Source organism: Devosia aquimaris, assembly GCF_020169335.1.
Lineage (GTDB): Bacteria > Pseudomonadota > Alphaproteobacteria > Rhizobiales > Devosiaceae > Devosia > Devosia aquimaris.
In genome coordinates this window covers 1,972,727-1,993,296 of sequence record NZ_JAIEZN010000001.1, presented here as the reverse complement: position 1 = coordinate 1,993,296, position 20,570 = coordinate 1,972,727, and the positions used below count along the sequence as shown (strand labels likewise).

The following is a 20,570-nucleotide window of genomic DNA, read 5'->3' as shown; positions in this document are numbered from 1 at the left end:
ATGATGGCGCATGAAATGCGCAGATTTGGGTGAGAAATTGGCAGAAACAGCTGCTTTGGCGCTGAGCCCGATTGACCGACGTATTCTAGCGGCGCTGCAGGCGGATGGACGGATGACCATCCAGGCCCTGGCGGACCGGGTGGGGCTATCAGCCTCGCCGTGCCTGCGCAGGATACGCCAGATGGAAGAGGCGGGGATAATCGCCGGCTACAGCGCGACGGTGGATCAGAAAGCGGTTGGCCTGCCGGTATCTGTGTTTGTGCAGATCAAGCTGGAGCGGCAGCGTGCGCAGGAGCTGGACGCATTTGGCGCGGCGATCGCGCGCTGGCCGGAGGTGATGGAATGCTACCTCATGACCGGGCAGTTCGATTTTCTGCTGCGCGTGGTCTGCGCTGACCTGGCGGCCTATGAGCAGTTTCTGCGCAGCCGGCTGACGCAGGTGGCGGGGGTGGCCTCGATTGAAAGCAGCTTTTCGCTGGGGCAGGTGAAATATTCGCGGGTGCTGCCGCTCTAGAGCCTACCAGCCCTGGAAGGTGGGCGGGGTGACTTCGAGCTTGGCCGCGGCGCCGACCAGATAGGACGCCAGCACCCAGCCGGTGTCGGTGACCTGGCACCAAACGCCATTGCGCGTGCAATAGTCCAGCGTGACCACAGTACCGTCCGGCAGGGTATCGATCTTGCGGTAATCGTAGCCCGGGCCAGCATAAACCGGAATATTGCCGCCTTTGACCCGCGCCGTGGACTCCGCCAAGGCCGGCGCAGCAGCAGCGGCGAGCAGTGCAAGGGCAAGGCTGAGGTTAGCTGGCTTGAACATGATCGAATCCGGTTGGCGCGCCGGGAGAGTGCCGCAGCCCGGAGGCTGCGACAAGGTTGATCGCGGTCGCAATGGTGAATGCGAAGGGACTAGAGATTGACCTTGGCATTGTCGCCCATGTCGGGCGCCTGGCCGGTGACCGCGGCGTAGGCCATCTTGGCGGTGGAGACCAGCACATTGGGGCTGTCCCACAGCTCGCCATCCTCAGGGGTGATGGTGAGCAGGCGAATGGCGGGATCGCTGGCATCGTCCCACCAGGCCTTGTCCCAATCGCTCCACAGATCGGCAATCCTGGCGCGATCATTGCTGAGCTTGGCGCGGCCGGAGATCACCGCATATTTGTGGCCGGCATTGTCCGCAAAGGCGAGCGAGACAAAGGGGAAGGCCTCGACCTGCTCGTTCTTGTGGCCGGATTCATCGACCAGGAAATAGATGGCGTGCTCGTCGCGGAAGACGCGGGCCGAGAGCGGACGGCTGCGCTGGCGCTCGCCATCCCAGGTGGTGAACATGGCGATGTCGATCTTCTTGGCCAGTTCCCAGATGCGGTCCTGGACTTCGGCGGGGGTGAGATCGGAAGAATGATGGGGCTTGACCATTTTGGTCTCCTTGAAAACGGATTGAAACGGCAAGGGCGGCGTGCGGGGCGGGCACGGGGGAAGGGCGCAATACTGCCCAGCCGCGCGCGCAAGACGGGCCGCCAGATGAATGACGGCATAGGACCATGCCGGAAGGGCGAGATTGGGGCGCCGGTGTGGTGGCGATGGGGCTATTGGCCGTCGTCGCCGGACAGATCGTCCCAGCTGGGCGTTGGCGCCTTGAGCGGATCAAAGAGATCGTCAGTGCCGAGCAGGGCCGCCGGATCGGCCGTGACATTGCCCAGCGCGGCGGCATCGACCCAGCCCAGGCCGCGCAGCAGGCAATAGGCCCCGGGCGGCGGTGGCGTCAGCGCAGCCGTGGCACTGGGGCTTGGTGCGCCTGCGCCAAGGGGCGTAGTGCCGACGTCGCTGGTGCACTGCTCGATGGTGACGGTGACGCCGGCGGGCAGGGTGCTGATGACAGCGGCGTCGGGGGCGGGGCGATCACGGATGGGCGCGTCGCCCAGGGCCGTGGCCGTGCGCGCGGCCAGCGCCGGGCCGGCGAGTGCGAGGCCGATCAGCAGCGGCAGGGCAAGGCGGGGAATCGGCGACATGGCGGCTCCGGACTGGCCTGAAGACTAGCACAGCGCGCGCCGGTGTGGTTTGGCGAGGCACGGCTCAATCTCGCACGCCGCGGCGAGCGATGATCTCGGCGATGCGGGTGGCATCGCCGGCGTTGAGATAGCGGCCGCGCTCAAGGATCTCGAGCACATATTCCTCATAGGTCAGCCCGATCATGGCGGCGCGGCGGGCGCGGATTCTTGCGATGTCCATGGGCGCATCGAAGGCGCGCTTCTTGGCGGCGGCCCATTCGAAATAGCGGCCAATGCCATTGCGACCCCAGGGTGGCACATGGACATCGGGATCATCGAGCGGCGGGCCGCCATTGTGATTCTGCGGCGCGGGCGCGTCGGCAACAGGCTTGGTCATGCCGGGCAGTGTGGCGCGGCGCTCCGGGGGCGTCCAACGAAGGCTTTTTATGGCTGCGATCGGGCGCGGTTATGGAGGCGGGCCGGGGTCCGCAGGATCCGACTTTGCTTTTGCCGCTGCCCGTCGCACAGTGGCGGTGGAGGCCGACGTGGACCGTGTGGTGCATCTCTATACCGATCGGGGACCGTTCAGCATCGTGCTGACGCTGGTCAAGCTCGGCATGGCGCTGGCCGGGCTCTACATCATTGCCCGCGAGGCCATGGCCGGACGGGCCACGCAAGTGCTGTGGACCGGCGTGGCCATGGCCGGCGGCGGCGGCTTTTTCGGCATCATTGACCTCACACAAATGCTGGACCGCCAGCCGCAGGTGACGCTGTCGGCCGAGGGGCTGCTCGACCACCGCCGCAGCCCCGCCCGGGTGATGCCGTGGAGCGCCATCACGGGGCTGGGTTATCGCGGTGGCGGCGACTCCACCGGCTGGTCGCTGGAACTGCAGCGCGCCGGCGACAGGCCCGTGCTGCTCGAGGGCACCTATCTGCGCATCCGCCCGCGCGAACTGGTGCGGTTGATCCAGGATTTTGCGCCGCATGTGGCGGTCGATCCGCGCTTCCGGCTGTGGATCGGCTAGCGGCGCCAGCGCATGACGTTGGGCGTCGCTTTGCCGACAACGCTGCGCGTTGCGGCGGGACAACGCTGCGCCGACGTCGCCGGCAATGCAGTGCATTGCGGCGCTGACAACGCTGCGCGTCGCTTTGCCGACAACGCTGCGCGTTGCGGCGGACACGATGTAAAGCGGCTTTCGCCCCGGGGGCTTGTGCCCCCTGCTTGATTGTTGAAGAGGCGAAAGCCGCTTCACACGAGCTGGTATTCCTGCGCACGCATCGAGCGGCCGCCCTTTCGGGTGCTATCGCGACCGTGTTGCCCGGGTGGCGGGTCCATCGGGTTCTGCCGATGGCCTGTTCGCCGCGATGCCTCCCTCGGGAGACATCTGCCCTGCGACACGGCGCGAGGCCGGTGGTCAGCATACACGCATCGGCCTGGGCGACCCCATGCAGCCAGTCCCCCCGCCCGATGCTTCGTCGGCACCGCGTGCATGGCGGGGACGGGCCCAGTATCCCCCCGGCCTCAGTCCCGGGGATAAGTTTCTCTTCTGTCATTGAGAGCCTCGAGACCCTCGATGGTGAGCCAGTCATCGCCCGTCTCGCCATCATGGTCGCGATGGGCGTCCCGGTACAGCGCAAGCTTGAGATCGGCATCGGCCAGCATGGCGGCGAGCTGGTGATGGGACACGGCCTGGCGCGGATCAAGGCGGGGCAGGGTGCGGGCGCCCGGCTCGCGCGAAATCAGGCGATAGATGTCGGCCAAGAGGGTTGCGGCGGCCGCAACCAGCGTGGGGCTGGCGACCGGGCCGGCGGTCTCGCGGCCCGCCGCACCCAGCCGCCGGCGCAAGCCGCGCAGCTGATCACAGAGCCGCCCATGCTCGATGACCTTGAGGAATGAAATGATCTCGACCATCGCGGCCTCCTTTCGCCCCCAGCATGCACGCCGCACGGGCGCGGGGGATAAGTGTTTTTGGAGGGGGGCGGGGGCGGTGGGTGCGGGTGTCGAGCGGTGCGTTGATGCAAATAGGACCGATTTGCAAGACGAGAGGCATCGGTTGGGGAGGGGGGAATTGGGGGCGGGGTGCGAGGGGCATCGGGTGGGAGGGGGGAGGGATTTGAGGGCGGGGTGCGAGGGGGATTGGGTGGGGGGCAGGGAGGGATTTTGGGGTGGCGGGGCGCGGGGCTTGGGGCGCTAAGGGAGGGTGCGGGGGAGCGGCGCGGGCAGCGCGCGTGTGCGGGGTGATCCCTACGCAGTCCTGCGGCTCCGACTCTGGCGCCGTTCTGCTTGGCTCATGGCTTTCAGCAGGAGGATGCGATGGCCGACAGCTACTATGTCAACAACACGGCGCAGCCCAATGGCGACCATGAGGTGCACAAGGCGGGCTGCTATTGGCTGAGCCAGGCGCGGGACACGACTTACCTGGGCGAGTTCAGCCACTGTCGGGACGCGATTGCGGCGGCCAAACGGCGGCACCGGCAGAGCAATGGCTGCGCGACGTGCGCCTATGAGTGTCATACGGGGTGAGGGGCTATCGTCGGCACAGGTCGGGACGCGCCGGGGCTGATTTGAGAGCCCGGAGATTGCGGCCGGGTTGAACTGCGTGGTGCCGGGGCTTGAGGGCGCGGCCCGGCAAAAATGCTTGTGCGACAGGGGTTTCTCGGCGATGTTTGCCTGGGGGAGCGATGCGCAAGCGATACTGGTTTGTTTTCGGCATCATGGCGCTGGCGGCGCTGGGCAATATCATCGGCGGGACCGATACGCCTGGGCGGGCCGCTGTCGATCCGGCGGCTGGGGCGGCCGTGGCGCCGGCCAATGTCGCGGCGGCGCCAGGGTTCGAGGCGAGCCTCTATGTCACCGCCAATAGCCTCAATCTGCGCGAGAGCCCGTCCACGTCGGCGCGGGTGCTCGGCAGTCTCTCCCGCAATAGCGTGGTGCGCGTGGGCGAACGGCGCGGCGGCTGGGTCAATGTGTCGATTGATGGCCTCGTGGGCTGGGTCAGCGCCGACTATCTGGGCGCCGATCCGGTGGTGTCCGCACCCGTGGCGCCGCAGCGTCCGGCCGCTGTCTATACCGCCCCGGCGCAAACCCAGTCGCGCCAGCCGGTGGCGCAGCGCGGCAATGCTGCGTCCTGTCCCAGCCGGCAATATTGCACGCGGATCGGGAGTTGCGAGGAGGCGCGCTGGTACCTGGCGAACTGTAGCTGGGGGGCGTTGCTGGACAGCGACAGCGATGGTGTGCCGTGTGAGGCGATTTGCCGGTGAGGAGGGCATGTAGTGGAGATAGATTTTCTCGCCTAACCAAGCAGAATATTAGGACGTAACTATATGGACGGAGAAAAATGAAACTTCTCAGAACGCAAATAGCAGAAATTCTATCGTATGTAGGATCAATTGCATCGATCGTTGCATTGCTAAATCCAAGCATTTTTCAAAACGATCAGGCCAAATATATTTTATCAAACCCATTTTCTCAGGCGCTGCTCGTAATAATACTGTTGGTTAGTGCTATTGTTACTGCTACAAACATAATATTTTCTGGATATGACAGAAAAATAATAAGGGCTGGAAAAAACAGGGACAAGAAAATAAATGATGAAATGAAAAAAATACTTAACGGAAGAGAAAACGTTACTGTATTGAGTCGTAATCTATCTTGGGCGGCTCAAGGAAGCGAGCTTTATAGTATTCTTGAAAAGAAGGCTGCATCCGGCGACTTGAATTTATTCATTCATTCCGCGAATCCTGCATCGGTAGAATTGCAGAAGAGAGGCGCGACCGTAACATACTATGGCGGGTACGGCTTCGTACCTGAGAGCAGGTTCACGGTGGTGTCACATCGCTCGGCGACACAGAAAATGGCCATTGGATACGCAGATGGGGATGATCACATAATCACGTGGTATCGACATGGGGCTGGCCCTGAGCTCCACTTGGCGAAGGATTTGTTGGAATTGCTGGAGAAGTCCTGTGGCGCCGTTGCCAAAAACCAATAGTGACATCGCTCGTGAGTGGGACGACATAGCAGTTGAGCGATTCAATCAGCTATTTTCGGGGGAAGACCGTACCTACAATGAAGTGCTATGCCCGCTCTTCGTGCATGAAACTAGTAAACGTGGAACTGACCTAAAAGTAGCAGACGTTGGTTGCGGACTTGGCTTCCTAACAAAGGCTCTGTCAGAGGTTTCGTCTGAAGTAGTAGGTGTCGACATAAGCCAAAAATCTTTGATTATGGCTCAGGAGAGAAATGGGGCCGAAAATATTCGATATATCTTCGGGGAAGTAGAGAGCGTAAATATTGCTCCTGTGGACTTGTGTGTTGCAAATATGTTTCTTATGGACTGCCTAAATATAGATTCCGTTGTTGATAGTATAAGTCGACTGATAAAAAGAGGTGGTTGGCTTTTGGTATCTATTCCAAACCCTTTTTTTATGCCTCGATATTGGGGTTATGAGCGAAATTCATGGTTTAGCTACAATAAAGAAATTGTTGTAGAGATGCCATTTAGGACATCGACGACTGGTGTTGGAATTTACAAGACAACACATGTTCATAGGCCGGTTTCTTTCTACATTAACGCTTTGTGCCGTCATGGTTTTGAGTTGGAAGAATACAGAGAGATAACGGGCGTTGTTATTCCGAAACGCAATATAGGAAAGTACCCGAGGCACCTATTCTTTGTATTTAAGCGATCTAATTGAGTGTGTGCCGGGATTTTTCCGACATAGAGCACGTCGCCGTGGTGGAGTGAGGCGCCACCCTGACTCCGATCAAGGGGGGCGCTCTGGTTGCTGGGCGCGAGGGTGCGGCGTCACGGGCGGAGCGGGTGTCGCTAGTCCACTTGGCCCGAGGGTGTACCCGCCACCCGAGCTGCCACTCTACCATAGGTCTCGTAGCTTTCTCTTCTCAAGTCGCTCCACCGGAGCGATTTGCCGCCAGGGCGGGCGGCTCGAAGAGTGCAGGACCCTCGGGTCAGGCCCGAGGGTGACGTGCGCTGGGTGCGGTAGCGCCCAGCCACGAAGGCGTGATGGGGCCTTCGAGATTTTTACAGTGAGCAGCAAGTTGGCTGGGGACGCATGACGTCGACTGGGCGGGTGCGGGGCCGATGCGCGCTGTGGGCGATCCCCAGGATGGGCGGCGGCCTGAGTTTTCTGTGCTAAATCCTTCCACGGTAGCGATTTTCTGGGTTGCGTGGGCGTGCATTGACGCCATGCGGTGGGAGGTATTGGCTGGGTGCATTCAGGCCGAAATGGCCTGAAGGACGGCGGCGCCGGGGCCTTGTGGCGCTTGTGCTATCGCCGTCGGGCTTGCCGATGGCTTCTTGCCCGCGGCGGGCGTGGGCTCAGGCTGACAGGAGTGCGTGATGATGCGGTGGGTGTTGCGGATCGGGGGCAGTGTCGCGGGGCTCCTGGGGTTGTTGTGGCTGGTGCAGGGGCTGGGGCTGGTGACGATCCCGCCGATCCTGTGCGTGGCCGAATGCGAGACGCTGGCCGGGCCGTCCACGGGCTGGGCGATTGCCGGGCTGGTGTTGCTGCTGGCAGGCGTGGCGGCGGTGATGGCGTCGCGGCGGTAGGGCCGGGGCCGTTTTCAACATCGCGTCATTCCAGAGCTTCGCCTCCCTCCCCCTTGAGGGGAGGGGTCTAGGGAGGGAGTCGTTGAGGTGACCACAAGGGGACCCCCACCCCATCTTCGCTAAGGCCTTTGGCCAAGCTTCGATACCCTCCCCTCAAGGGGGAGGGAGGGCAGACTACGAGGCTTCGCCCGATCGAGTATCTGCCACTCAGGCATAGCGCTCATGGCCTTCTCACCTCAAATCGGCCACTGGCGCGATTTGCCGCCGGAGGCGGCGGCTTGATGAGTGCAGAGCCCTCGGGTCAAGCCCGAGGGTGACGCGCGGTGGTTGAGGCGCGATGGGGAGAAGAGCCGCGGGCGTGGTGGGGGTTAGTCGACCTCGCCGGAGAGGGTGTCCAATTCCATTTCGCGAAGACGCTTGACCTCGTCGCGTAGCCGCGCGGCTTTCTCAAACTCAAGGTTTGTCGCCGCCTCACGCATCTGGGCTTCCATGTCCTTGATGACCGCGGCGAGGTTGGCGCCGACGTGGGTTGCTTCCTTGCCGTCCTTGGCTTTGCCGATGCTGACCGTGACGTGGTCGTGCTCGTAAACAGAGTCGACGATGTCGTGGATGTTGGAGCGCACCGAGGCGGGGGTGATGCCGTGTTCGGTGTTGTAGGCGATCTGCTTTTCGCGGCGGCGATTGGTTTCGGCCAGGGCGCGTTCCATGGAGCCGGTGATGCGATCGGCGTAGAGCACGACCTTGCCGTCGACGTTGCGGGCGGCGCGGCCGATGGTCTGGATCAGGCTGGTTTCTGAGCGCAGGAAGCCCTCCTTGTCGGCGTCGAGAATGGCGACGAAGCCGCATTCGGGAATGTCGAGGCCTTCACGCAAGAGGTTGATGCCGACGAGGACGTCGAAGGCGCCCAGGCGCAGGTCGCGGATGATTTCGATGCGCTCGATGGTGTCGACATCGGAGTGCATGTAGCGCACGCGAATGCCCTGCTCGTGCAGATATTCGGTGAGATCCTCGGCCATCTTCTTGGTGAGGACGGTGAGGAGGGTCCGGTAGCCGGCCTTGTTGACCTGGCGGATCTCGTCGACCACGTCATCGACCTGGTTCTTGGCCGGGCGGATTTCGACCGGCGGATCGATCAGGCCCGTGGGGCGAATGACCTGTTCGGCGAACACGCCGCCGGTCTGTTCCATCTCCCAGGAGCCGGGCGTGGCCGAGACATAGACCGACTGCGGCCGCATGGCGTTCCATTCCTCAAAGCGCAGCGGGCGATTGTCCATGCAGCTTGGCAGGCGGAAGCCATATTCGGCCAGGGTGGCCTTGCGGCGGAGGTCGCCGCGATACATGGCGCCAAGCTGGCCGATGGTGACGTGGGATTCGTCGACAAAGACCAGGGCATTGTCGGGGAGGTATTCGAACAGGGTCGGCGGCGGCTCGCCCGGCTTGCGGCCGGAGAAGTAACGCGAATAGTTCTCGATGCCGGCGCAGGAGCCGGTGGCTTCCATCATTTCGAGATCGAACAGCGTACGCTGTTCGAGGCGCTGGGCTTCCAGGAAGCGGCCGGCGCCATTGAGCTCCTGCAGGCGGGCGGTGAGCTCGCTGCGGATGGCCTTGACGGCCTGGTTCATGGTGGTGCGGGGCGTGACGTGGTGGGAATTGGCGAAGACGCGGATGAAGGTGAGATCGGCGGATTTTTTGCCCGTCAGCGGATCGAACTCGGTGATGGATTCGATCTCGTTGCCGAACAGGGTCACGCGCCAGGCGGCGGCTTCATAGTGGGCGGGGAAGATTTCCACCGTGTCGCCGCGCACGCGGAAGGTGCCGCGCACGAAGCCGGTGTCGCCGCGCTTGTATTGCAGGGCCACGAGCTTGGCGAGCAGCTCGCGCTGGTCGATCTTCTGGCCCTTCTGCACGTCGATGGTCATCGCCGTGTAGTCTTCCACCGAGCCGATACCGTAGATGCAGCTCACCGAGGCGACGATGATGACGTCATCGCGTTCCAGGATCGCGCGCGTCGCCGAGTGGCGCATGCGGTCGATCTGCTCGTTGATGGTGGATTCCTTCTCGATATAGGTGTCGGTGCGCGGGACATAGGCCTCGGGCTGGTAGTAGTCGTAGTAGGAGACGAAATACTCCACCGCATTGTCGGGGAAGAAGCTCTTGAACTCGCCATAGAGCTGGGCGGCCAGGGTCTTGTTGGGCGCCAGGATCAGCGCGGGGCGATTGGTGGCGGCGATGACCTGCGCGGCAGTGAAGGTCTTGCCCGAGCCGGTGACACCGAGCAGCACCTGATCGGTCTCGCCATTGTTGATGCCCTCGACCAGCTCGGCAATGGCGGTGGGCTGATCGCCGCGCGGCTCATAGGGCGTGACCATGCGGAAGGGCTGGCCGGCGAGGCGCTTGAGGTTGGACTGGGCCTTGTGCGGCACCCAGGGGGAGGAACCCTCCACCTCCTTGCGGCCATGCAGGATGATCTGTTCGAGCGCCTTGACCGTGGCGGTGACGCCGACGGTCTGGGCATTGGACAGGTCCTCGCCCTTGCGCGCCTTGTTCTTTTTCACCGAGGCGTCGAGCGCTTCGCGCAGGGCGGCCTGGGCCGCGGGATCAGCCGCCGCGGCGCGGGAAATGTCGCGGGCGGTGGGCGTGGATGGCACATGGCCGAAGCCGGCCTGGGCCGGTTCGCCCATGCCGTCGAAATCAATGCGGTCGACCGAATTGATCTTGGTCTTGCCGGTCCTGGCGGACATGCCGGTGGCGGTGTCGTTGGAGGATTTGGTGGTGCGGCGCTTTTCCAGCGCGGTCTTTTTCTTGGCGGCGTCTTTGAGCGCCTTTTCGGCGTCGAGACGCGCCTGTTCGGCATCGGCAGCGGCCTTCTGGTCGGCCCGGTCGAGCGCGCGCTTGTTCTTCATCCGCTCGGCATAGAGCGGCTTGGACGCAGCGATGTCCTCGGCCTTCTCGATCTCGCCGAGGAAGTCGTCGATGGAGAATTCGGCTTTGCCGGGGCGGGCAGATTTGTTGTCGGCCATGGAGAACACCGTGCGTGGGGGGCGGCTGCGGGGCTGCTGACATAGGGAGTCGCAACCCAATGCGCCAGAGGTAAGGCCAGTCTAGCCGTTCACGAACGGAGTGGGAACAGGGCGTGCTGACAGCGGGTGGCAGCAGCGGCACGCACAGGCTAGGCTTGCGACCAGCCGGGGGGCAATGCCCTGCGGCCACGGGCGCAGGCTGGAGGAGAGAGGCGCATGAGCCAGATGACAGAGCGCGGCTGCCGTTGCGGGCAGGTGCAGATGCGGTTGCACAAGGCGCCGCTGGTCGTTGCGGAATGCCATTGCACCTCGTGCCGGGCGGCGAGCGAACGGCTGCAGAGGCTGCCGGATGGCCAGGACGTGACGGCCGGCAATGGGGGCACGCCCTATGTGCTCTATCGCAAGGACCGAGTGGAGATCATTGCCGGGCGGGGGCAGCTGGCCAGCTTTGTGCTGGGGCCGGAGCGCACGACGCGGCGGGTGGTGGCAACATGCTGCAACACGCCGATGTTCCTCGAGTTCAACGGCGGGCACTGGCTGAGCCTTTATCGCAGCCTGTGGCCGGCGGAGGCGGCGCCGGCGCTGGACCTTCGGACCATGGTGGGGGACAGGGTGGAGACGACGCCGCTGAAGGGCGACGTGCCGGCTGGCGCGTTGGCCACCACGGGCTTTTTCGCCCGGCTGCTCGGCGCCTGGATCGCCATGGGGTTCAAGGTGCCCAAGATTGACCTGGGCGGGCGGCAGATCGCCGTCGAGTGAGCGGGGCAGCCTGCTGACAGGGGCTGTCCACACAGGCGAGGGGCATCGCTTTGCCGCGTGTGGCGGGGAGTTTTCCCGGCAGGCCGGAGACGCTGCGTTGTGATTTTGTCCTGGCGGATGGGGCGATCAGCCGGCTGTCGATCGGCTAGAGTCGATGGCGGCGCGGAGCGCCTGCGGACTGGGCCAGTGGTAGTAGATGCTGGCCAGGGCATGGCCATCGAAATCGATGGTCTTTTGCAGCACCACCGTGCCGCCGAGCCGGGCATAGAAGGCGCGATAGGGATTGTCGGCATAGGCCGAGAGCACCACGGCGCCGCTGGTGCGGGCGGCGAGCCAGTCGGCCGCAGCGGCCATCAGCGTGGTGCCGATGCCGCGCCCGAAGCGGGCAGGATCGACATAGAGCAGGTTGATATGGGCGGCGGCGCCCAGATCAGCCTTGTCCTCGCGCACGATGTGGACAAAGCCGGCGATGGCGCCGGGGGTGGATTCTGCGACGAGCAGGTGCTCGATCTCGGTGTCGAAATCATTGAACCAGGCGGCGATTTCGGCGCGGCGGCGCGTGGGATCGATGCGCGGGGCGAGCAGCGCCTGTGGCATGAAGCCGGCATAGGCGGCCTGCCAGCCGGCGGCGAGAATGTCGGCGACAGCGTCGGCGTCGGCGCGGATGTGGGGGCGGATCGTCGTGCTCATGGGCATGGGCAGCCGGAGAGGCCTTATGTCCTCCCCGGCCTACTGGTCTGGGTCAGGGGCGCGCCGGGGTGAAGACAATCCAGGCGAAGATAAGCACGCCCAGGAAGGTGACCAGCGAGCTGGCGGCGACGACGGGCTCGACGGCGGGATTGCCGGCGAGCAGCAGATAGAGCGAGACGCCCATGATGGCGACGCCCAGCACATAGATGCCATACTGGATCATGGGCAGGCGGCCGGCGGCCTTGGCCGGATTGAGCGCAAAATAGCCGCCGAACAGGGCGCTGGTGACCCAGCCGAGCAGGTTGATATGGGCGTGCGCGCCGATGACAGTGTGATTGCCCGAGATGGACATGTGCAGGCCCAGGGCAATCCCGGCGATCAGGAAGATGATGGCGGTGCGGAAATAGTATTCTGAAATCTTCGGCATGAAATGGTTCCCTCCAGCACGGCCCCGCCAAAGTCCCCCAATGGCCATGGGGCCGCGCGGCGGCGAGATTATTGCGGAACGGCAAGTTGCGCCAGTGGGGGGATTGGGGGCGGGGTCCTGGTTTTTTCTACCCGTTTGCCCTCGCCCAGATGCGTGGTGCCGCCCGCTTCCACTGCGGCGTGCGTCGCTCCCTTTCCGGCGCAGAGCCCGTCATGGCCCGGCTTGTCCGGACAATCCGGCTCTGGCGCCGGGGTCATGGATCACCCGGACAAGCCGGGTGATGACGGGGGAGAGATGGGGGCAAGATTCCGGGTGGGGCGTTGGGGTCAGCGCGGGGGGCCGCAAAGGCCCTTCCAGGACGGCATGGGGATTGTGCCTTGCATGTTGGGGCAATAGCTGCGACAAGGGGTAACGTTTTCAGCCTAAGTCGGCTGCCCTGATCCCGGTTCGCCGGTCGTGGCTACCCTCTCTCTCGTGCGAACGTGCTTTCCGGATGGCATACCGCTACCGGACAACCGCTCGTCCGCATGCGACACGAGCCACTATCAGGATAAACACATGTCCACCATCACCGGTACCGTCAAGTTCTTCAACGCCACCAAGGGCTTCGGCTTCATTTCGCCCGAAGACGGCGGCAAGGACGCTTTCGTGCACGTTTCGGCTGTGCAGCGTTCGGGCCTCCAGGGCCTGTATGAGAACGACAAGGTCACCTATGAGCTCGAGACCGGCCGCGACGGCAAGGTTTCGGCCACGAACCTGACCCTGCTCTAGTCTTTCACAGACTAAAGACTTTCGGGGGCCATCGCGTGAACAACGCGGTGGCCCCTGGCTTTTGTGCCGACGCAAGCGCCGCTCCCCTGGGGGCGGCGTTGGTGTTTGGGGGGAGCGGTGGTCTTTCCATCACGTTGGCGGAGGGTCGGGGTGGGGGTGTCGATCCTGCGATAGTCCACGCTGTGCCCTCCCATCGCATTGTCTCCGCGCGCCCCGTCATTGCCCGGCTTGTCCGGGCAATCCAGGTTCAGCGGCGGGCAGGTGGATCACCCGGACAAGCCGGGTGATGACGGCGGAGAGACAGGGGCAGGGGGGGAGACAGGGGAGGGGACGGGCAAATGTCCGGTTCTCTTTCCCCACCCGCCCCCTGAAGGGGGAGGGCGCATCGGGGTTTTTGGGACCTTGCCCCAGCCACAAGACGGATCCGTTCCCATTCAGGGGGAGGACAGGTGGGTGTCTGCGTCAGCTCAGAGCCAAACAAAAAGGCGCCCGCGGGAGCGGACGCCTGATGGAGTGCTTCGATCGCGGCGGGATTAGCGGACGCGGACCGAGGCGATGTAGTCGTCGAAATCGCCCAGCGAAGAGGCGCTGGTGGTGTAGGTGCGGCAGTCGCGATAGTTGGTTTCGGCGCAGACCTGGACTTCCAGACCATCGGGGTTGGAAATCGAGGAGATGCGGTCGGTCCAGCTGCGCAGGTCGCGGGTGCTGTCGCCGGCTTCCAGGCAGAAGCTGTCGCCGCGCTGGCGGGTGCGGTCAAAGAAGCAGACCTCGCCATAGCTGGGCTCGACGATGATCGGCGGACGCTGGGTGCCGGGCTGGTTGCCCACGCCGATGCTGACCGAGGGGCCATTGCCGCCGCCGATGTTGAAGCCGAAGGAAATGCTGGGCTGGCTGGGGTTCACAGGCGAACCACCGGCGCTGAGATAGTTGGCCGAGACCCAGCCGTCGGGGCCGGACTTGATGATATAGCACCAGGAGCCCTGGCACTGCTGCACATCGACCTGTTCGCCGCGGCGGACGGTGCCGATGACGCCATAATTGGTGCCCGGACCCGAGCGCAGGTTGACATTGCTGGTCACCACGCCGGGCGCCGCATTGGCGGCGGGCAGGAAGACAATGGCGGCCGTGGTGGCCACGGCAACGCCGGTGGCAATGTTGATCAGGGTCTTGCGCGTCTTGCGATTCATCGTGGAGTCTCCGCTTATGCGCAGCATCTCCAGCCGCGGGACCGGGTGCGTGCGGTGTTTATTATTCGACGAAGTAACGTCTCTGGGCCGGAAAAGTTCCCGCCCGCTTCCTGTTATGTCCCTGTTTGACCACAGGCTAGCTGAACGCTGGCTGAACGGAAAGGGCGTGGCCGATCACGCTTGAATGGGGCGCTTCTGACCATCGTCGGTGAGCGCGACATAGACAAAGCGGCCGTCGGTGACCTTGACCCGGTCGGAGATGCGGTTGCGGCGGGCCCAGGCCTCCATGGAGATGGTGATCGAGGTGGTGCCGACGCGCTCGACGGTGGTGTAGATGCACAGGATATCGCCGACCTTGACCGGGGCGATGAAGGTCATGGCTTCCACCGCGACGGTGACCACACGGCCGCGGCTGCGCTCGACGGCGGCGATGGCGCCGGCAATATCCATCTGGCTCATCACCCAGCCGCCGAAGATGTCGCCGGCCGGATTGGTATCGGCCGGCATGGCCAGCGTGCGGATGGTGAGGCTGCCCTTGGGCTCGGCACCGGGGTCGGCAGGGGTGGTCATGATGTGGGTCCTTTCGCGGGCCAGCGGCCAAAGGCCTCTTCCCAATGCTTGCGGCACAGCGAGACATAGTCGGCCTTTTCGGGCGCGATTGTATTGCCCGCGGTCTGCACCCGTCCATTGGCATCACGGCGCACCACCATGGTGGCCTTGGCACCGCAATGGCAGATGGTGCGGATCTCGCGCAGCACATCGGCAATGGCCAGCAGCTCGGCCGAGGCCTCGAAGGGACGGCCCAGGAAATCGGTGCGCAGGCCGTAGCACATGACGGGGATGCGGAGCCGGTCGGCGACGCGGGCGAGCTGCCAGACCTGCTCGCGCGTCAGGCACTGCACCTCATCGAGGAAGACGCAATCGACCTTGGCCTCGTCGGTATGGTCGCGGATGCGATGGAACAGGTCATCGCCCTCGTCATAGAGCTCGGCGGGCTCGGAAATGCCCAGGCGCGAGCTGATGATGCCGGGGCCGCCACCGGCATAGGCGGCGCAGGTATAGAGCAGGGGCCGCATGCCGCGCTCGCGATAGTTATAGGCCGCCTGCAGCAGCAGGGTGGACTTGCCGGCATTCATCGCCGCGTAGGAAAAATAGAGCTTGGCCATGGGTGGACGCGGATCTCGCGGGTTGCGGCAATGTGGCCTTAGGCAATAGACCGTGCCGGGGCCGGCATGAAGCGGGCAGGGCAAACATCAACAGTTCATTGCGAGGCCTCAATGACCGAGATCACCATCCGCCCGGCGCAGCTGACCGATGCCGAAGCCCTCAAGCACCTGCTGGACCGGTCGTGGCGGACGCATTGGGCGCCGCATGTGGATGCCGGCGCCGTGGCGCGATATCAGGCCGAGCAGCCGGTGGTCGGCTATGTGGACGGTTTTGTCAGCCAGCTTACGGTGGCCGAACGCGGTGGCGTGGTGGTGGGCATGTATCACCTGGACGGCGCCTGGCTGCATGCCATTCACGTCGACAGCTGGGCCATTGGCTCGGGGGTGGGCCGGGCGCTGATGGAGGCGGCCGAGGCGGCGGGGGCGCGGCAGCTGGAGGTGCGGGCGTTCAATGTGCGGGCGCGTGATTTCTACGCGGCAAGGGGCTGGGTTGAGATCGATGAGCATGACGACAGCGAGATGGGCATGCTGGTGCGCACCATTGTGATGGAACGGGACTGAGAGCGCGCCGGGCCAAAAAAAGAGGCCGCCACGAGGGCGGCCGAGATGCCGACTGAACGGCGGAAAAGCCGGGGTTGGCGGCCGGGCTCTTCCCAATGGCCGGGCGCTACGTTGGGGACGCCGTGCGCGGCATGTCCAGGGCGTGCGGGGGCCGGGACAAGGGCACCCTAGGGGTTGCATATGACGCGGACGTGACGGTGCGTTCAGGCACGGTTCAGGTCATGGGCGGCAGGTTGGGCACAGGTTTGATGCCGCACGCAGGAGACGAGAGTTGGTACGCAAGACGCTTGGGCTGGCCATGGGGCTGTTGATGCTGACGGGCAGCGCCGGGGCGGCATTGGCCGGGCCAGACGGCGTGTGGGAGCTGGACAGCCGCGACACGCGCCTGCAGCTGGCGCTGTGTGGCGACGGCACACAATTGTGTGGGGCGCTGGTGTGGCTGTCGGACGCCGACTACAACAAGCAGTACCAGCCGTATCTCAATGCCCCGGTGACCAACGGGCTCAAGGCGGCGGGCAGCAACCGCTGGAAGGGCCAGATGAAACTGTTCGGGCAGAATATCACCGGCACGATCACCCAGCGCAGCGAGACGCAGATGACGCTGCAGGCCTGCGCGTTCCTTGTGGTCTGCAAGAGCTACGAGATGTTCCGGTACACGCCATGACCCTGCGGCGCATCATGGGCAGCCTTGCGGCCATGCTGGTGCTGGCGGGGAGCGCGGCAGAAGCGTCGCCCGAAGGGCTGTGGGAAATCGAGATGCGGGACTCCCGCTACAAGGTGGAGTTGTGCGGCGACCAGGGTACGGCACTGTGCGGCACGCTGGTGTGGCTGGGCAATGGCGCGGACAGCCCGGAAAACCTGCCCTATCTCAATACGCTGCTGATCGACCATGCGGCGCCCACCGGGCCAAACCAGTGGAAGGGCGATTTGCATATCTATGGGCAGAAGGCGGCGGGGACGATCACGCAGGTGAGCGACGACCAGATCACGCTGCGGGGCTGTGCGTTCCTGGTGGTGTGCAAGACCTATCAGCTGTTCCGCATGGCGGAATAGACGCGGGCCCGGCGGTGCTGGGGCGGTTCCTGTTCAGTGGATGTGGCTTTATCGCGCCCTCCCCACCCGGGTCGCGCCTCGGCGCGCCCGAGTGCAAGCTCTTGAGGTGCAGGGTGGAGTGGTTCTGTGGACCACTGAGGGACCCCCTCCCTCGTTCCCTCCCCTCAAGGGGGAGGGAGGCGAAAGAGCCGCAAATCCAGAGAAGGGTGTACCTCTCTAGTTGGTGGTGCGGGGGACGTGGACGCGGCGGCGGCTCCAGAGCGGGGGCAGGGCCTCGACGGCGAGGATGGCCACGAAGATCAGCGTGGCGCCGGCGTAGCCGACCAGCGGCAGCCGTTCGCCCAGGATGATGGCGCCACCGATGGCGGCGAACAGGCTCTCGGCCGAGAGGATGATGGCGGCATTGGCGGGCGGCACATATTGCTGGCCGATGGCCTGGAAGGTGAAGGCCACGGCAGTGGAGAGCAGGCCCGTATAGGCCAGCTCCATCCAGCCGGACTGGACGGCCGAGAAGTCGGGCTGCTCGAACACGAAGGCCAGGCTGGTCGCGGCGGCGCCGGCAATCAGAAAACTCAGCGACGACACAAAGATGGGCAGGCCTGTGGCCTGGGCGGTGCGCCCGAGCAGGATCACATGCAGCGCCCAGAACACGGCGCTGCCGACAACGATCAGATCACCGGAATTGAAGCTCGCCAGCCCGCCGCCATTGAGGAAATAGATGCCCAAAAGGGCCAGCGGCACGCAGGCATAGATGATGGGATGGGGGCGGGTGCGGAAGAGCAGGAAGCCCAGGAAGGGCACGAAGAAGACGTAGAGCCCGGTGAGGAAGCCGGCATTGGTGACGCTGGTTGTGATCAGGCCGACCTGCTGCATCCAGGAGCCGAGGAAGAAGACCAGGCTCACCGCGCCGATCATGAGCCAATGCTGCGGGGTGAGTGGCGCGGGGCGGCGGCGACGCTCGAGCAGGGCGAGCGGCAGGACGGCCAGGCCCCCCAGGAGATAGCGCAGGCCGGAGAAGGTGAGCGGGCCCATGGAGTCCATGGCCGACTTCTGCGCGATAAAGGCCAGTCCCCACAGCATGGTGCAGGCCAGAAGCATCAGGGTGGCGAGGGGGCGGGACATGGGAAGGGACTCGGGGGTTGCAGGCGAAATTGCTTGTCGTGTCCCGCCCCTGTGTGAGGCGGGACGAGGGGAGTTTGCAGACGGTTGGCGCGGGCCGGAGCGGCCGGGCTATTTCAGCTCTGCATCCAGCGCGGCGATGAGCTGGGTGATTTCCTCGGGTGTGGTGTAGTGCACGAAGGAGAGGCGGAGGACGCCGTGGTTGGGGTCGATGCCAACGGCTTCGAGCAGGCGCTGGGCATAGAAGTGGCCACCGGCAGCCATGACGCCGTGATGGGCCAGGCGCGCGGCGACGACGGCACCGGGCTCGGAGAGGGCCAGCGCAATGGTGGGGGCCCGGACGGCCGGATCATCGGGGCCGATGAGGCGGACACTGTTGCGGCCGCGCAGGTAGTCAAGCAGCGGCATGGCCAGCGCCGTCTCCTGCGCGCGCATGGCGGCATTGGCGCGGCGGAAAGCATCGGGGCCGGTGATGGAGGCGGGGGCGAGGTCGGCGATGATCTCGAGATAGTCGACAATGCCCGAGGATGCGGCGATCTGGGCGTGGTCGGGGCCCGCCGGAGTCAGGCGGTAGCGCGGCTTGGAGTCATTGAAGTAGTGGCCCTGGTTGGGCAGGGCCAGCGCCAGCTCGGGGCGAATGGCCAGCACGCCCTGGTGGGGACCGTAGACCTTGTAGGCGGAGAAGAAATAGATGTCGGCGCCCAGGGCAGCGAGGTCGGGCAGGCCATGGGGGGCATAGCTGACGCCATCGATGGCGGTGACAGCGCCAACGGCATGGGCCCGGGCGGAAATGGCGGCGACGTCGTTAATCTCGCCAGCAATGTTGGAGCAGTGCGGCGCGGCCACGAGGCGCACCTTGGCGTCGAGCAGCTTATCCAGATCGGCCAGGGCAAGGCGCCCGGTCTGCGGATCAACGCCCCATTCGCGCACCTCGATGCCGAGGCGGGCAAGACGGCGCCAATTGCCGGAATTGGCCTCGTGATCCTGATTGGTGACGATGATGGCATCGCCCGGCTTGAGCCAGCCGCCGAAGGCCTGGGCCAGCACATAGGTGTTGGCGGAGGCCGAGGGACCGAAATGGATCCAGTCGGACGTGACATTGAGCGCCTGGGCCATGCGGTCAAAGCTGAGGGCCATGGCATCGCCGGCGGCCTTTGAGGCGGGATAGACGCCATAGGGCTGCACCTTGGTGGCGCGATAATAGTGGTCGAGCTTGTCGATGACCGGGCGGGCGGTATAGGCGCCGCCGGCATTCTCAAAAAAGGCCTGGCCCTGCAGCGTCGGCTCGGCAAAGGCAGGAAAGTGCGCGCGGATGCGGGCCGGATCGAGAGGCAGGGCAGTCATGAGTTGGGTCCTGGGCGGGTCCTGAAAAGGTCGCCGATTGGTAGAGCAAGGCAGGACAAAAGCAAACCCCGGCTGTTGAGAGCCGGGGTTTGCGCGGTATCGCTCACGTTACAAAGACACCGATACCGCTGAGGTCGGTCGCGCCGCAGCCGAAGAGTAGCGACGCGACCGATCAGGTTAACCGTTGGTGGGTGCAGGCGCATCCGCAGGGGCGCCCATCGGGCCCTGGCCCTGGCGCATGCCCTGGCCACCATGATGGTTGCCCTGGCCCATCTTGCCCTGCATGTTGCCCCGATCCGGACGGGCCGGCATCAGCTGGGCCTTCTGCTCATCGGTGAGGCTGTCAAAGAAAGCCTTGGCCGAGGGCTGCACCGACTTGAGCGCGTCCAGTTGGGCGGTCTCGATGGCGATGCGGGCGTCGAGGCGCTCGGTGATGGACGGGCGCTCTGCCGTCGTGCCATCGGCCGGCTTGGCGGGGCGAAGGCCTTCGACGGCCTTGGAGAAGGTGTCGGCAGCGGCCAGCGCATCGGTCTTGAAGGTGTCGAACAGGGCCTGCTGCTCGGCCGTCATCTCGATGGCGTGGCTGAGGCGCACCAGGGCGATCTCGACGCCTTCGGCGCCTCGCTGGAAATTGAGGAAGCCGGCACCGCCAGCCTGACGGGGGCCCTGATTGTGCTGGCGCATATCGCCCATCTTGCCCGGACCATTGCCGCGCGGGCCGCTGGCATCGGCCTGCTGCTGCGGTGCGGGGGTGGTATCCTGCGCGGTGGCGGGGACGATGGCGGAGAGGCCGACAGCTGCTGTCATCAGCGCCGCAATGGCGGTCGTCTTCAACGTCTTCATGGGTCATATCCTTTGCATGGGAACCGGAACGTCCGGCATGAACAGGACACTAGCGGAGCCAAACTCTTCACGACCTTG

The 20,570-nt window shown here is 64.6% G+C and carries 25 protein-coding genes and 1 pseudogene; 12 read left to right on the top strand and 14 right to left on the bottom strand.

Features of this window, described 5'->3' with window-relative positions:
- Nucleotides 1-10: 10 nt before the first annotated feature.
- Nucleotides 11-514, top strand: coding sequence for an Lrp/AsnC family transcriptional regulator (locus tag K1177_RS09615; protein WP_224703084.1), 504 nt, complete (start codon nt 11-13; stop codon nt 512-514).
- Nucleotides 515-517: 3 nt separating this feature from the next.
- Here the strand turns inward: K1177_RS09615 and K1177_RS09610 are convergent, their stop codons facing one another.
- The 4 genes from K1177_RS09610 to K1177_RS09595 all read right to left on the bottom strand — a co-directional run bounded on the left by K1177_RS09610 (nt 518) and on the right by K1177_RS09595 (nt 2,379).
- Entirely contained in the window at nt 518-814 is a 297-nt protein-coding gene (locus K1177_RS09610; protein ID WP_224703083.1) for an SH3 domain-containing protein, read from the bottom strand.
- A gap of 89 nt (nt 815-903) precedes the next feature.
- Nucleotides 904-1,410: a pyridoxamine 5'-phosphate oxidase family protein gene (locus K1177_RS09605; RefSeq protein WP_224703082.1), complete on the bottom strand. Its 507-nt coding sequence runs from the start codon at nt 1,408-1,410 to the stop codon at nt 904-906.
- A gap of 170 nt (nt 1,411-1,580) precedes the next feature.
- Complete coding sequence (locus tag K1177_RS09600; protein ID WP_224703081.1) at nt 1,581-2,003, bottom strand: SH3 domain-containing protein; 423 nt, start codon at nt 2,001-2,003, stop codon at nt 1,581-1,583.
- Nucleotides 2,004-2,067: 64 nt separating this feature from the next.
- A complete protein-coding gene (locus tag K1177_RS09595; protein WP_224703080.1) occupies nt 2,068-2,379 on the bottom strand; it encodes a hypothetical protein in 312 nt (103 codons plus the stop codon).
- A gap of 148 nt (nt 2,380-2,527) precedes the next feature.
- Here K1177_RS09595 and K1177_RS09590 point away from each other — a divergent pair, with 148 nt between their 5' ends.
- The gene (locus K1177_RS09590; RefSeq protein ID WP_224703079.1) at nt 2,528-3,007 is read left to right on the top strand and encodes a hypothetical protein; all 480 of its coding nucleotides are present in this window, start codon (nt 2,528-2,530) and stop codon (nt 3,005-3,007) included.
- A 497-nt stretch (nt 3,008-3,504) separates the two neighbouring features.
- Here the strand turns inward: K1177_RS09590 and K1177_RS09585 are convergent, their stop codons facing one another.
- On the bottom strand, nt 3,505-3,894 hold the full coding sequence (locus K1177_RS09585) for a hypothetical protein (protein ID WP_224703078.1): 390 nt from the start codon (nt 3,892-3,894) through the stop codon (nt 3,505-3,507).
- Nucleotides 3,895-4,296: 402 nt separating this feature from the next.
- Here K1177_RS09585 and K1177_RS09580 point away from each other — a divergent pair, with 402 nt between their 5' ends.
- The 5 genes from K1177_RS09580 to K1177_RS09560 all read left to right on the top strand — a co-directional run bounded on the left by K1177_RS09580 (nt 4,297) and on the right by K1177_RS09560 (nt 7,552).
- The gene (locus K1177_RS09580) at nt 4,297-4,506 is read left to right on the top strand and encodes a hypothetical protein (RefSeq protein ID WP_224703077.1); all 210 of its coding nucleotides are present in this window, start codon (nt 4,297-4,299) and stop codon (nt 4,504-4,506) included.
- A 158-nt stretch (nt 4,507-4,664) separates the two neighbouring features.
- Nucleotides 4,665-5,243 (top strand): SH3 domain-containing protein, encoded by a 579-nt coding sequence (locus K1177_RS09575; RefSeq protein WP_224703076.1) that lies wholly within the window; start codon nt 4,665-4,667, stop codon nt 5,241-5,243.
- Nucleotides 5,244-5,320: 77 nt separating this feature from the next.
- A complete protein-coding gene (locus tag K1177_RS09570; protein ID WP_224703075.1) occupies nt 5,321-5,974 on the top strand; it encodes a hypothetical protein in 654 nt (217 codons plus the stop codon).
- Complete coding sequence (locus K1177_RS09565) at nt 5,949-6,680, top strand: class I SAM-dependent methyltransferase (protein ID WP_224703074.1); 732 nt, start codon at nt 5,949-5,951, stop codon at nt 6,678-6,680. The genes K1177_RS09570 and K1177_RS09565 overlap by 26 nt, the downstream gene beginning before the upstream one ends.
- A gap of 665 nt (nt 6,681-7,345) precedes the next feature.
- Entirely contained in the window at nt 7,346-7,552 is a 207-nt protein-coding gene (locus tag K1177_RS09560) for a hypothetical protein (protein ID WP_224703073.1), read from the top strand.
- A gap of 371 nt (nt 7,553-7,923) precedes the next feature.
- Here K1177_RS09560 and uvrB read toward each other — a convergent pair.
- Nucleotides 7,924-10,455: pseudogene (gene uvrB / locus K1177_RS09555) on the bottom strand (excinuclease ABC subunit UvrB); the annotation flags it as partial.
- Nucleotides 10,456-10,788: 333 nt separating this feature from the next.
- On the opposite strand from uvrB, the gene K1177_RS09550 reads away from it, so the two are divergent.
- Nucleotides 10,789-11,331 carry a GFA family protein gene (locus K1177_RS09550; protein WP_224703072.1) on the top strand — a complete coding sequence of 181 codons (543 nt, stop codon included), beginning with the start codon at nt 10,789-10,791 and terminating at the stop codon, nt 11,329-11,331.
- A 126-nt stretch (nt 11,332-11,457) separates the two neighbouring features.
- Here K1177_RS09550 and K1177_RS09545 read toward each other — a convergent pair whose 3' ends face one another.
- A complete protein-coding gene (locus K1177_RS09545) occupies nt 11,458-12,021 on the bottom strand; it encodes a GNAT family N-acetyltransferase (protein WP_224703071.1) in 564 nt (187 codons plus the stop codon).
- A 52-nt stretch (nt 12,022-12,073) separates the two neighbouring features.
- Nucleotides 12,074-12,448 (bottom strand): hypothetical protein, encoded by a 375-nt coding sequence (locus K1177_RS09540; protein ID WP_224703070.1) that lies wholly within the window; start codon nt 12,446-12,448, stop codon nt 12,074-12,076.
- A gap of 558 nt (nt 12,449-13,006) precedes the next feature.
- Here K1177_RS09540 and K1177_RS09535 point away from each other — a divergent pair.
- Nucleotides 13,007-13,219 carry a cold-shock protein gene (locus tag K1177_RS09535; protein ID WP_137152574.1) on the top strand — a complete coding sequence of 71 codons (213 nt, stop codon included), beginning with the start codon at nt 13,007-13,009 and terminating at the stop codon, nt 13,217-13,219.
- 533 nt (nt 13,220-13,752) lie between these two features.
- On the opposite strand, the gene K1177_RS09530 is transcribed toward K1177_RS09535, so the two are convergent.
- The 3 genes from K1177_RS09530 to K1177_RS09520 form a co-directional block, all read right to left on the bottom strand.
- Nucleotides 13,753-14,406 carry an SH3 domain-containing protein gene (locus K1177_RS09530; protein ID WP_224703069.1) on the bottom strand — a complete coding sequence of 218 codons (654 nt, stop codon included), beginning with the start codon at nt 14,404-14,406 and terminating at the stop codon, nt 13,753-13,755.
- 174 nt (nt 14,407-14,580) lie between these two features.
- Complete coding sequence (locus K1177_RS09525) at nt 14,581-14,976, bottom strand: acyl-CoA thioesterase (RefSeq protein WP_224703068.1); 396 nt, start codon at nt 14,974-14,976, stop codon at nt 14,581-14,583.
- Nucleotides 14,973-15,572 (bottom strand): thymidine kinase, encoded by a 600-nt coding sequence (locus K1177_RS09520; RefSeq protein WP_224703067.1) that lies wholly within the window; start codon nt 15,570-15,572, stop codon nt 14,973-14,975. Before K1177_RS09520 ends, K1177_RS09525 begins: the two co-directional genes overlap by 4 nt.
- A gap of 111 nt (nt 15,573-15,683) precedes the next feature.
- On the opposite strand from K1177_RS09520, the gene K1177_RS09515 reads away from it, so the two are divergent.
- The 3 genes from K1177_RS09515 to K1177_RS09505 all read left to right on the top strand — a co-directional run bounded on the left by K1177_RS09515 (nt 15,684) and on the right by K1177_RS09505 (nt 17,186).
- On the top strand, nt 15,684-16,133 hold the full coding sequence (locus K1177_RS09515) for a GNAT family N-acetyltransferase (protein WP_224703066.1): 450 nt from the start codon (nt 15,684-15,686) through the stop codon (nt 16,131-16,133).
- A gap of 271 nt (nt 16,134-16,404) precedes the next feature.
- Complete coding sequence (locus tag K1177_RS09510) at nt 16,405-16,797, top strand: DUF2147 domain-containing protein (RefSeq protein WP_224703065.1); 393 nt, start codon at nt 16,405-16,407, stop codon at nt 16,795-16,797.
- Complete coding sequence (locus K1177_RS09505) at nt 16,794-17,186, top strand: DUF2147 domain-containing protein (protein WP_224703064.1); 393 nt, start codon at nt 16,794-16,796, stop codon at nt 17,184-17,186. Before K1177_RS09510 ends, K1177_RS09505 begins: the two co-directional genes overlap by 4 nt.
- A 216-nt stretch (nt 17,187-17,402) precedes the next feature.
- On the opposite strand, the gene K1177_RS09500 is transcribed toward K1177_RS09505, so the two are convergent.
- From K1177_RS09500 to K1177_RS09490, 3 genes are all read right to left on the bottom strand, one after another.
- Nucleotides 17,403-18,308: a DMT family transporter gene (locus tag K1177_RS09500; RefSeq protein ID WP_224703063.1), complete on the bottom strand. Its 906-nt coding sequence runs from the start codon at nt 18,306-18,308 to the stop codon at nt 17,403-17,405.
- Nucleotides 18,309-18,416: 108 nt separating this feature from the next.
- Nucleotides 18,417-19,649 (bottom strand): aminotransferase class V-fold PLP-dependent enzyme, encoded by a 1,233-nt coding sequence (locus tag K1177_RS09495; protein ID WP_224703062.1) that lies wholly within the window; start codon nt 19,647-19,649, stop codon nt 18,417-18,419.
- Nucleotides 19,650-19,826: 177 nt separating this feature from the next.
- Nucleotides 19,827-20,492 (bottom strand): Spy/CpxP family protein refolding chaperone, encoded by a 666-nt coding sequence (locus K1177_RS09490; protein ID WP_224703061.1) that lies wholly within the window; start codon nt 20,490-20,492, stop codon nt 19,827-19,829.
- Between the last annotated feature and the right edge of the window lie 78 nt (nt 20,493-20,570).

Excerpts from the sequence above, each read along its gene's own strand:
- K1177_RS09525 (WP_224703068.1), bottom strand. The coding sequence starts at position 14,976 with ATGACCACCCCTGCCGACCCCGGTGCCGAGCCCAAGGGCAGCCTCACC.
- K1177_RS09605 (WP_224703082.1), bottom strand. The coding sequence starts at position 1,410 with ATGGTCAAGCCCCATCATTCTTCCGATCTCACCCCCGCCGAAGTCCAG.
- K1177_RS09545 (WP_224703071.1), bottom strand. The coding sequence starts at position 12,021 with ATGAGCACGACGATCCGCCCCCACATCCGCGCCGACGCCGACGCTGTC.
- K1177_RS09515 (WP_224703066.1), top strand. The coding sequence starts at position 15,684 with ATGACCGAGATCACCATCCGCCCGGCGCAGCTGACCGATGCCGAAGCC.
- K1177_RS09550 (WP_224703072.1), top strand. The coding sequence starts at position 10,789 with ATGAGCCAGATGACAGAGCGCGGCTGCCGTTGCGGGCAGGTGCAGATG.
- K1177_RS09570 (WP_224703075.1), top strand. The coding sequence starts at position 5,321 with ATGAAACTTCTCAGAACGCAAATAGCAGAAATTCTATCGTATGTAGGA.
- K1177_RS09600 (WP_224703081.1), bottom strand. The coding sequence starts at position 2,003 with ATGTCGCCGATTCCCCGCCTTGCCCTGCCGCTGCTGATCGGCCTCGCA.
- K1177_RS09505 (WP_224703064.1), top strand. The coding sequence starts at position 16,794 with ATGACCCTGCGGCGCATCATGGGCAGCCTTGCGGCCATGCTGGTGCTG.
- K1177_RS09585 (WP_224703078.1), bottom strand. The coding sequence starts at position 3,894 with ATGGTCGAGATCATTTCATTCCTCAAGGTCATCGAGCATGGGCGGCTC.
- K1177_RS09500 (WP_224703063.1), bottom strand. The coding sequence starts at position 18,308 with ATGTCCCGCCCCCTCGCCACCCTGATGCTTCTGGCCTGCACCATGCTG.
- K1177_RS09610 (WP_224703083.1), bottom strand. The coding sequence starts at position 814 with ATGTTCAAGCCAGCTAACCTCAGCCTTGCCCTTGCACTGCTCGCCGCT.
- K1177_RS09540 (WP_224703070.1), bottom strand. The coding sequence starts at position 12,448 with ATGCCGAAGATTTCAGAATACTATTTCCGCACCGCCATCATCTTCCTG.
- K1177_RS09560 (WP_224703073.1), top strand. The coding sequence starts at position 7,346 with ATGCGGTGGGTGTTGCGGATCGGGGGCAGTGTCGCGGGGCTCCTGGGG.
- K1177_RS09535 (WP_137152574.1), top strand. The coding sequence starts at position 13,007 with ATGTCCACCATCACCGGTACCGTCAAGTTCTTCAACGCCACCAAGGGC.
- K1177_RS09615 (WP_224703084.1), top strand. The coding sequence starts at position 11 with ATGAAATGCGCAGATTTGGGTGAGAAATTGGCAGAAACAGCTGCTTTG.
- K1177_RS09595 (WP_224703080.1), bottom strand. The coding sequence starts at position 2,379 with ATGACCAAGCCTGTTGCCGACGCGCCCGCGCCGCAGAATCACAATGGC.
- K1177_RS09490 (WP_224703061.1), bottom strand. The coding sequence starts at position 20,492 with ATGAAGACGTTGAAGACGACCGCCATTGCGGCGCTGATGACAGCAGCT.
- K1177_RS09530 (WP_224703069.1), bottom strand. The coding sequence starts at position 14,406 with ATGAATCGCAAGACGCGCAAGACCCTGATCAACATTGCCACCGGCGTT.
- K1177_RS09580 (WP_224703077.1), top strand. The coding sequence starts at position 4,297 with ATGGCCGACAGCTACTATGTCAACAACACGGCGCAGCCCAATGGCGAC.
- K1177_RS09495 (WP_224703062.1), bottom strand. The coding sequence starts at position 19,649 with ATGACTGCCCTGCCTCTCGATCCGGCCCGCATCCGCGCGCACTTTCCT.
- K1177_RS09520 (WP_224703067.1), bottom strand. The coding sequence starts at position 15,572 with ATGGCCAAGCTCTATTTTTCCTACGCGGCGATGAATGCCGGCAAGTCC.
- K1177_RS09575 (WP_224703076.1), top strand. The coding sequence starts at position 4,665 with ATGCGCAAGCGATACTGGTTTGTTTTCGGCATCATGGCGCTGGCGGCG.